Raw genomic sequence first — 8,637 nt, forward strand, 5'->3', positions numbered from 1 at the left:
GTCGGACGATTCCAATCGTTGCCCTCGCTTTCGGGGCTTCCTAGGATCGCATTCGGACGCGCCCTTTCCTGTGTGTGTCCCACGTCCTCGGACTTCCCAAAGCAAGGGTCAACGATGCGCTTTTTTTCATCCTTCTCGGCAAGCTTGATGGTCCTCGCGCTCGGCGGGACGGCGTTCGCCGCCTCCGGGCCGCGCACACTCCTCGAGGTGGGCTCCTTCTCGCCCGCGCAGAAGTCGCTCGCCTCGGTCAAGGGCGCAGAGCCCCAGGCGCTCGAGGCCTCGGCGCGCGCCATCCTCGCGGAGCGCGCGCCCTGGTCGCAGAGCCTCTCGCTCGGCCCCTCGCGTGCGGCCACGCTGCGTGACGGCCGGCGCATCGTCAAGATGCCGCAGATGCACCAGGGCGTGCCCGTGCTGCATCGTGGCGCCACGGTCTCGTACGGCGACGACGGCGTCGCGCATATCGTCACGGCGCGCCTCGCCGAGGACCTGCCTGCCGACGTCGTGCCCGCGCTTTCGGCCGAGGACGTCGCCGAAAAAGCCTCCAAGTCCGCCGGCGTCGAAATGGACCCCAAGACGGCCCGGCTCGTGGTCTGGCCCTCGGGCGGCGGCAATGTCCTCGCCTGGCATTTTTATGCGCCCGGTCTCGGCATCCCGTATGCGCCCGTCGTCGTCGTCGACGCGAAGACTGGCGACGTCGTCGCGCGTTACAACGCGGCCGTCTCGGTGCACCAGGCCGACGTCTTCCCGTCGAACCCGGTCAAATCGCCGCAGACGCACGCGGTCACGCTGAACTTGCCGGACGGGGCCGACAAACTCTCGAGCCCCCTCGTCGTCGCGCGCAATTGCATCGACATGAAGACGACGAAGAACATCATGGGCTTCCCCATCCATGTCTGTGAGCTCGTGCAGACGGTGACGGCGGACCCCGGCACGCTCGATTTCTCGACCATGCCGGCCGAAGACACGGCGCCCGAGGATCCGTTCTCGGAGCTCCACATCTATGCGCACACCGAGATCGCGTATCGGTTTTTCCGGACCTTCAATCCTGAATTCAAGGTCCAGGACGGCCCGATCGACGCGGTCGCGAACCTCCGCCTGCCCGACGGCCTCTTCGGCGGCAATCCTGGCAACATCTCGAACCCGAACGTCCCGCTCGTCCCGTTCCAGAATGCCTTCTTCTCGCCGGCGGATCCCTCGAATCCCTTCGGCGTGCTCTTCGACATCTCGGGCGGCGCCATGATGTTCGGCCAGGGCCCGGTCAAGGATTACGCCTACGACGGCGACGTCATTTACCACGAGTTCACGCACGCCGTCGTCAATGCAACGATCCAGCTCGTCGGCACCCCGCACCTCGACGCGTATGGCCTCGTCTTCTCGCCGGGCGGCATGAACGAAGGCCTCGCCGATTACTTCTCGTCGGCCATCACGGGCGACCCCGACGTCGGCGAATACGCCGTCCTCGACGCCGATCCGAGCGGCAAGGCCATTCGCAGCCTCGCGGCCGCCGACGCGTGCCCCACGGCCATCGCGGGCGAGGTCCACCAGGACGCGACCCTCTTCTCCGGCGCGCTCTGGGACGTCCGCAAGGGTTTGTCCGAGGTCCAGAAAGGCGAGCTCGACCTCGCCGTCTTCGCCGCGATGGAGGCCGCGCCCTCGGGCGACCTCCATTATCACGACATGGCCCAGCTCATCCTGGCCGAGGTCAAGACCTCCGCGCTCGGCGACGCCGTCGCCGCCCAGCTCGAGGCGGCGTTCACCACGCGCGGCGTCCTGCCCGAGTGCAAGCGCATCCTCGAATTCACCGGCTCCACGATGCAAGGCCCGCTCGTCGTCGGCAGCAGCGGCGGCGGTCCCCTCGGCGTCTGGTTCGCGCCGAGCGTGGCTGCGGCGAACGTCGGCTCGAACCAGCAGGGCTACGTGCCCGGCGTCGTCCAGGTCCGCGTGAACCTGCCCGAGAACACCGAATCGTTCACCATCGATTTCGACGGCGCGACCACGGGCGGCGGCTCTCCGCTCGGCGGCGGCGGCAGCTTCGAGCCCAGGATCCTCGTCCGCTTCGGCGAGGAGCCCCTCCAGTTCACGTACGGGCCCTTCAAGCCGACGGAGGGCACCGTCGTCCTCACGCCGGACGGCGGCGGAGCCTCGGGCCTGAATGCGTACAACACCACCGCGCAGGTCCCGGCCGGCATGAAGACGGCGTACGTGATGATCGCCAATGCCGGCGACGGCGACGGCCTCTTCACGAACCTGACCTTCACCCCGGAGCAATCGTCGGGCGTGGGCGGCGGCGGTGGCGCGGGCGGCGCGGGTGGCGCGGGTGGCGCCGGTGGCGCCGGTGGCAGCGGCGCGGGCGGCAACCCGACCACCCCGCCCGTCAATGACGATGGGAGCTGCGGCTGCTCGGTCCCTGGCTCCTCCAGCGTCCCGGCGGGCGCCTCGCTCGCCGCCTTCGCGGCCGTCGCGGCGCTCCTCGCGCGTCGCCGCCGCCAGAGCTGACCTGAAACGATGAGGCGCGGGCGCTACGGCAACAGCACGAGCGCCCGCGCTTCTTCCAGGCTCCTCACCACAACATCCGCGATCTCCACGAACGCGCCCCCGTCCCCCTCGGGCACCGCGATCACCGCCATCCCCGCGCCCTTCGCGGCTCGCACCCCGTTCTTCGAATCCTCCAGCGCGAGGCACCCCTCGGCCCCGACCGAAAGCCGCTCCGCCGCGCGCAGATACACATCCGGCCACGGCTTCGCCCGCGGCACCTCCTGCCCGGACACCGTCACGTCGAAATGGTCCGTCAGGCCAAACCTTTTCAGACTCGCGTCGATCAGCCGCCGCGGCGACGACGACGCGAGCCCGATCGGCAGCCGCCCCCGCGCCTCGTCGAGGAACGCCCGGGCAAACGGCTTCAGCGAAAGACTCTCCACGTGCGCGAGGAAGCGATCCTCGAGCTCCGCCACGTCGCGCGCCTCGTCCACCTCGAAACCGATCTGCTCCCCCATGATGTGCACGATCCGCCCGATCCCTTGCCCCGTGCAGGCGAGGGCCATCTCGTCGGTCCACTCGCCCCCGCGCGCGCGGGCGAACGCGCGCTCCACGTGGTGCCAGAGCGGCTCCGAGTCGACGAGCAGCCCATCCATGTCGAAGATCAGCGCGCGCGGGGAAAATCGGCTCATGTCGAGCCGCCGACTAGCACGACGCGCCGCCCCGGCAAGCGCTTCACTTCCTCGGCGTCGTCGTCGTCGCGGCCGGCGTGACCGGCCCGGAGCTCGGCTGCTTCGCATCGTGTGGCGACGTCCCCACGGCCGCGGGCGGCGCCGGCGGTGCGTGGGTTTGTCGCATCCTGAGGACCACGAACGCGCCCACCGCCGCGGCGAACACCACCACGAGCGCCACGAGCCAGCGAACACGCTCCGACCCGCGCGACGACTCGGGCCCCGCCTCGACCAGCTCCGCCGGCTGCTCGACGACGACGGGCGTGAGCTGCTTCGTCCGCACCGCGGGTGGTTCTGTCTTTGGCCCTGCGTTTCGGTCGAGCGTCGGCGTGACCGGCGGCGGCTCCAGCGACGCTGGGGCGGGCAGGCTCGGGGGCGGCGGGATTTCCGGCGCGATCGTGTCGGGCGCCTCCATCGACGGCGGCATGCTGCGCAGGTTCGGCAGGTTCGCCCCCACGCCGGGCTCGCTCCCGCCGTGGGCCGTGTCCGCGCGCATCACGCGCATCGACGACGCGGGCATGTCCTCCGCGGACGGCGACGACGCCTCGCTCTGCCGCAGCTTCGCGATCTGCCGCTCGATGATCTTCCGGATCTCGGCGCGTTTGTCCGCGTAGACCGACGTGACGTATTTGCCGATGTCCTCCGGCGTCACGCGGATCTTCGCGCTGTCGAGGTAGTCGAGGATCGCGGCGCGCATCTCGGCGGCGGTCGTATATCGATCTGCCGGATCGTATGACAGCGCCTTGCCGCAGATCTTCGCGAGCGCGGGAGGTACGTCCGGACGAACCGACTCGATCGACGGCAGATCCCCCGTCGCGAGCTTGTGGAGCACCTCCATGTCGGCGGCTTTGTCCCACATCTTGCGGCCGGCGAGGATTTCCCACAGCACGATGCCTGCGACGAACACGTCGGCGCGCCGATCGAGCGGCTTGCAGCGCACCTGCTCGGGGGCCATGTACCCGAGCTTTCCCTTCATGATTCCCGTGCGCGTCTCCATCATGCGCACGTCGGATTTCGCGATCCCGAAATCGAGCAGCTTCGCCTGACCGTCGTACGAGACGATCACGTTGTGCGGGCTCACGTCGCGATGCACGATGTTGAGGGGCTTGCCGTCGTAATCGGCGAGCTCGTGCGCGTAGTGCAGCCCTGCGAGCACGTCGGCCAGGATCCGGAGCAGCACCCCGGGCGGCGCCGGCGTCTTCGTGCGCGACGACCGGTTGATGAGCCGGTTCATCGGCGCGCCTTCGAGGTACTCCATCGTGATGAAGTACACGCCCTTTTCCGCGTGCACCTCGAACGTCTGCACCACGTTCGGGTGATTCAGGCGCGTCGCGATCCGCGCCTCGTCGAGGAACATCTCCCGGCGCTCGGGATCCTCGGCGAACTCGGCGCGCAGCCGCTTCACGACCTGCAGCTTGTTCACGCCCAGGGGCCCCGCGACCACGGCGAGGAACACGTCGGCCATTCCCCCGCGGCCGAGGTTCGCGATCAGCTTGTACTTGCCGACGCTCACCGGCTCGTTGTCGGATAGGCTTTGCGCGGCAGACACAGGGTTCATGTTCGGTCAGGATCGTGCATCGGTGCAAGCGGGATCCGCCGCGCCGTAGCGGCAGGTTTTCGACGTGGTCCGTCCAGATTCGTGACTACCCTGCGAACATGCGATCCAGCATGGCCTGCGGGCGCCCGCCGGCGAGGATGTCCGAGAGCGCCCGGAACGTCCCCGCGGTGACCCGGTGCTCCTCGGCGAACCGCGCGATCCGCGGGATCAGCGGGATCGCCTCCACCCGGAGCTTCGCCATCGTGATCGCCTGATCGAGCGGCACCTTCCGCGCGAGCGCCTTGCCGAGCACCACCTCCGGCCGATCTTCGAGCGCGATCGACGCGAGCAGATCGCCGTACCCGCCGAGCCCGAACATCGTCCGCTCCTCGCAGCCCGCGGCCGCCATGAGCCGCGCCGCCTCGTCGACCCCGCGCGAGATCAGCGCCGCCAAGAGCCCCGGCCCTGCGCCCGCCTCCTCTGCGTAGCCGACCCCGATCGAGAGGCACCCGACGAGCGCCGACGCCCACTCGAGCCCGCGCAGATCGTTCGTCCCGTACACCCGGAGGCTCGGGCTCTGGAACGCCCGTGTCACGGCCGTGATCACCTCGGGGAACCGCGACCCGATCACCATCGCCGACGGCCGCCCCTCGATGAGCTCGCCGGCCTGCACCGGCCCGCCGAGCGCGCCGAGGCGCCGCGCGGGCGTCTCTTCACGCACGAGATCACTCACCGTCTCGAGCTCCTCGGCCCCGAGCCCGCGCACTCCGTGCACCACGAGGTGCTGCCCGCCGAGATGATCGCCGAGCGCCCGGAGCACGTTCCGCGCGACCGACGACGGCACCGCGATCACCACGAGCCGCGCCTTCGCGACCTCCGCGTAATCGACCGTCACGTGCAGGCCCGGATCGCTCTCCGGCTGATCTCGCCGCGAGTGCAGCACGACGGCCGCGCCCGTCCGGCGCGCCGCCGTCGCGAGCGCCCGCCCCCAGGGCCCGCCGCCCACGATCCCCACGCTCGGCGTCTGGCTCTGTTCCGTCACGACAAACCTCCCTGCGCCGCCTCCTGCGCCCCGGGTTTGGTGAAGACCGGCGGCCGCGCGGGCGGCACGCCCGGGGGCGCGATGACGTCCCAGGCCATCCCGTGGGCGGCGAGCCGGTTCTGGTAATAAAACAATAGATTCGTGTCCACGATCGCGATCCCGTCCGGCCGCGACGCGAGCACGGGCGAGGCGTGGTAGCCGGCGAAGGCTCGGAGCGCGCGCTCCACGATGTCGCCGCCCGACGCGGTCCGGAGAAACCCGCCCACCACGATCTCGCCACGATCCGCGAGCTCGACCAGCCGATCGCGGAGCTTCACCACGTCCTTGGCGAGCTCGTCGCGCGGCACCACGACGACGTCGCGCTGCCGGAGCACCGTGAAGAGATCCCCGGCGGGCGAGGCGCGCCTGAGCCGCTCGAAGCTCGCGGCGGCGACCACGTGCGTCTCGAGCACCACCGTGTCGCGCAGGTAGGCCTTGCAGATCTCGTCGCCGAGCTCGCGCGTGTACTGCGCGTCGCGCACCGGATCGAGCGTCACGCGCCCGCTTTCGTCCTTCACGTAGCTCGCGGGATCGACCTCGCGCCCGCGGCGATCGAACGATCGGCAGCGCTCGTCGACCACGTTGCCGAAGGGATCGATGGGTTTGCCGAAGCGGATCACCACGGCGCCTTGCATGTCGAACATCTTGCGCATGAACGCGGTCACGCGCCCGAGCCGCGACGACTCGTCGTCCTCGATGATGAAGCGCCCCTTGCCGGCCTCGGCGAGGAAGTCCGCGATCAGCGTCTCGGCCTCCAGCGTGATGAGGTAGTTGATCGTGGCGGGCACGAAGTACACGCGCCGCTCCCGGTTCGCGAGCAGCGTCCGCGCGTACGCCTCGATCGCCGTGCCCATCAGCCCGAGCTTCAGCCGCCGCTCCACGCCGCCCGAGCGCGAGCGTGTCCCGCCCGGGAAGAACAGCGAGTGGTAGCCGCGCTCGAGCAGCACGCACGAGTACGTCTTCAGCACGTCCTTGTAGAGGTTGTGCCGGACCCTCCGGTCGACGCGGTAGGCGCCGAGGTTGTGCATGAAGAACGAGAGCACGGGGTTCGTGAACAGGTTCTTGCCGGCGCCGTAGGTCGCGGGCGGCAGGCCGGCGCGCTCGAGCGCGTAGCCGAACACGATCGAATCCATGTTCGAGAGGTGCGTCGGGACGTACACCGCCGTCCCCTGCCGCGAGAGCTCGCGCAGCTCCTCGACCGGCCCCTCCACGCGCACCTTGTCATCGAGCGCCGACAGGCTCACGAGGTGCCTCGGATCGCGGGCCAGGCGCACGAGCGTCCGCGGCGCGAGCAGGTACGTCACGATCGGCGGCAGGAGCTTCGACGACACCTTGAACACGCGCGGATCGAAGTTCCCGGCCACGTCCCAGCCGATGTGATCGACGACCTCCACGAGCTTCTGGCGCCGCTCGCCGTCGTCCATGCGGCCGAGGGCGCGGGCGAGCCGTTGCCACTCGGCGAGCTCCTTCTGCTCCTCGGGCCCGCGCTTCGTGGCCTCGAGGCGCTTCGTCTCGTGGTAAGCCGCGTCGTTCAGCGCGAGCAGGGGATCTTTCGTGGAGAGCACGACGCGCGAGATCACAGTCCGCACGATGTCTTCCCGCGCCGCGTTGAACCCGAAGATGGGGGCGTCGTCCTGCATGGCCTTCTTGATCTAGAAAATTTCGCGGCCTAGGGCGAGCACGATGTGCCGTCGCCGCGAAGGCGCCGCGTGTGAGCTCGAGCCGCGCAGGCTTCCGGCGGCGGGGGCGCGCGCCTCGTCAGGTCAAGGCACGCAGGGATCCGGCGGCGGCGGCGCGGCCGGCACCACGCTCCCGAGCTGCGCCGATTTCATCGTGAAGCCGAGCCCGATCGAGATCGCGTCACACTCCTTCGTCGGATCCTGCGTCCCGTCGCTCAGGATGTCCGAGGCCTGGCGGAGCTGATTCTGGATGCTCTGCAGCGTCGGGCTGCTCGGATCGCAGAAAGATTCGTCGAGCTGGCCGGCCTGTTTTGCCATCTCGTCCGTGAGGTCCTTCGTGTAGATGACGCCCGAGATCTGGCCGCCCGTGGCGCCCTGCTGGTTCGCGTCGAGCTGCATCGAAATGCGGGCCTGGTGAATGGGCAGGTGCATGTCGAGGCCTGGGAACCTGAGCCGCAGCGTGAACTGGCTCGGCGAAATCGTGTCGACCGCGCCCTGCGTGATGGCCGTGGACGAGAACGACCAGACCGCCGACGTCGGATCGGCCGGGTCCGTGAGCGACGACGCGTCGATCGGCCAGACGTCGCTCCCGTCGAAGGTCGGTGGCTGGCCCAGATTCCCGCCCAGGAAGAGCTTGCTCGACGTCGTGCACGCCTCCTGACCGACGTTCGATATCGAGAGCAGATGCGTGAATTCACCGTTCGCGATGGCCTCGTTCGTCTGCGTGCTCAGGTCCGCGACGAGCCCCAGGAACATGGGCAATACGTTCCTCCCGAACGAATTGTCGATTCCATTGTTCCCGTCGGGATACACGACGGCCGGCGGCGCGCCTCCCACGGGCTTGCAGAGGCCGGTCGACTCTTTGGTGGACACGTCCCCGTCGATGTTCCTTCCGTATTGCTTCCAGGCGGTCGCCGGGTTCGGAGTCCCGTCCGGATCCGTATCGCCGATCAGCAAGTGATTCATGGCGAGCACGATCTCCGGGCCGCCCATGCAATCGGGCAAGCTCCCGCCGCCGCCGCCCGCGCCGCCTTGCCCGCCGCCGCCGGTGCCACCGGTGCCGCCCTCGCCTCCGCCGACGCCGCCCGTCCCGCCGATGCCGCCCGTCCCGCCGACGCCGCCGGACCCGCCGAC

General features: G+C 69.6%; 6 protein-coding genes. 1 reads left to right on the top strand and 5 read right to left on the bottom strand.

From position 1 onward, the window contains the following. The first annotated feature begins 114 nt into the window (after window positions 1–114). Window positions 115–2,496, top strand: coding sequence for an MYXO-CTERM sorting domain-containing protein (locus QHF83_RS47125; RefSeq protein WP_282424704.1), 2,382 nt, complete (start codon window positions 115–117; stop codon window positions 2,494–2,496). A 23-nt stretch (window positions 2,497–2,519) separates the two neighbouring features. On the opposite strand, the gene QHF83_RS47130 is transcribed toward QHF83_RS47125, so the two are convergent. The 5 genes from QHF83_RS47130 to QHF83_RS47150 all read right to left on the bottom strand — a co-directional run. Further along, window positions 2,520–3,167: an HAD family phosphatase gene (locus QHF83_RS47130; RefSeq protein ID WP_282424705.1), complete on the bottom strand. Its 648-nt coding sequence runs from the start codon at window positions 3,165–3,167 to the stop codon at window positions 2,520–2,522. A 43-nt stretch (window positions 3,168–3,210) separates the two neighbouring features. Continuing rightward, on the bottom strand, window positions 3,211–4,764 hold the full coding sequence (locus QHF83_RS47135) for a serine/threonine-protein kinase (protein ID WP_282424706.1): 1,554 nt from the start codon (window positions 4,762–4,764) through the stop codon (window positions 3,211–3,213). Window positions 4,765–4,849: 85 nt separating this feature from the next. Beyond that, on the bottom strand, window positions 4,850–5,785 hold the full coding sequence (locus QHF83_RS47140; RefSeq protein ID WP_282424707.1) for an NAD(P)-binding domain-containing protein: 936 nt from the start codon (window positions 5,783–5,785) through the stop codon (window positions 4,850–4,852). Next, window positions 5,782–7,464, bottom strand: coding sequence for a 1-acyl-sn-glycerol-3-phosphate acyltransferase (locus tag QHF83_RS47145; RefSeq protein WP_282424708.1), 1,683 nt, complete (start codon window positions 7,462–7,464; stop codon window positions 5,782–5,784). The genes QHF83_RS47140 and QHF83_RS47145 overlap by 4 nt, the downstream gene beginning before the upstream one ends. 123 nt (window positions 7,465–7,587) lie before the next feature. Then, window positions 7,588–8,637: hypothetical protein (locus QHF83_RS47150; protein ID WP_282424709.1), on the bottom strand; the 1,050-nt coding region annotated here is incomplete at its 5' end.

This window comes from Polyangium sp. 15x6, assembly GCF_029960785.1.
Lineage (GTDB): Bacteria > Myxococcota_A > Polyangia > Polyangiales > Polyangiaceae > Polyangium.

Coding starts and splice junctions, on each gene's coding strand:
- QHF83_RS47125 (WP_282424704.1), top strand. CDS start 115: ATGCGCTTTTTTTCATCCTTCTCGGCAAGCTTGATGGTCCTCGCGCTC.
- QHF83_RS47130 (WP_282424705.1), bottom strand. CDS start 3,167: ATGAGCCGATTTTCCCCGCGCGCGCTGATCTTCGACATGGATGGGCTG.
- QHF83_RS47135 (WP_282424706.1), bottom strand. CDS start 4,764: ATGAACCCTGTGTCTGCCGCGCAAAGCCTATCCGACAACGAGCCGGTG.
- QHF83_RS47145 (WP_282424708.1), bottom strand. CDS start 7,464: ATGCAGGACGACGCCCCCATCTTCGGGTTCAACGCGGCGCGGGAAGAC.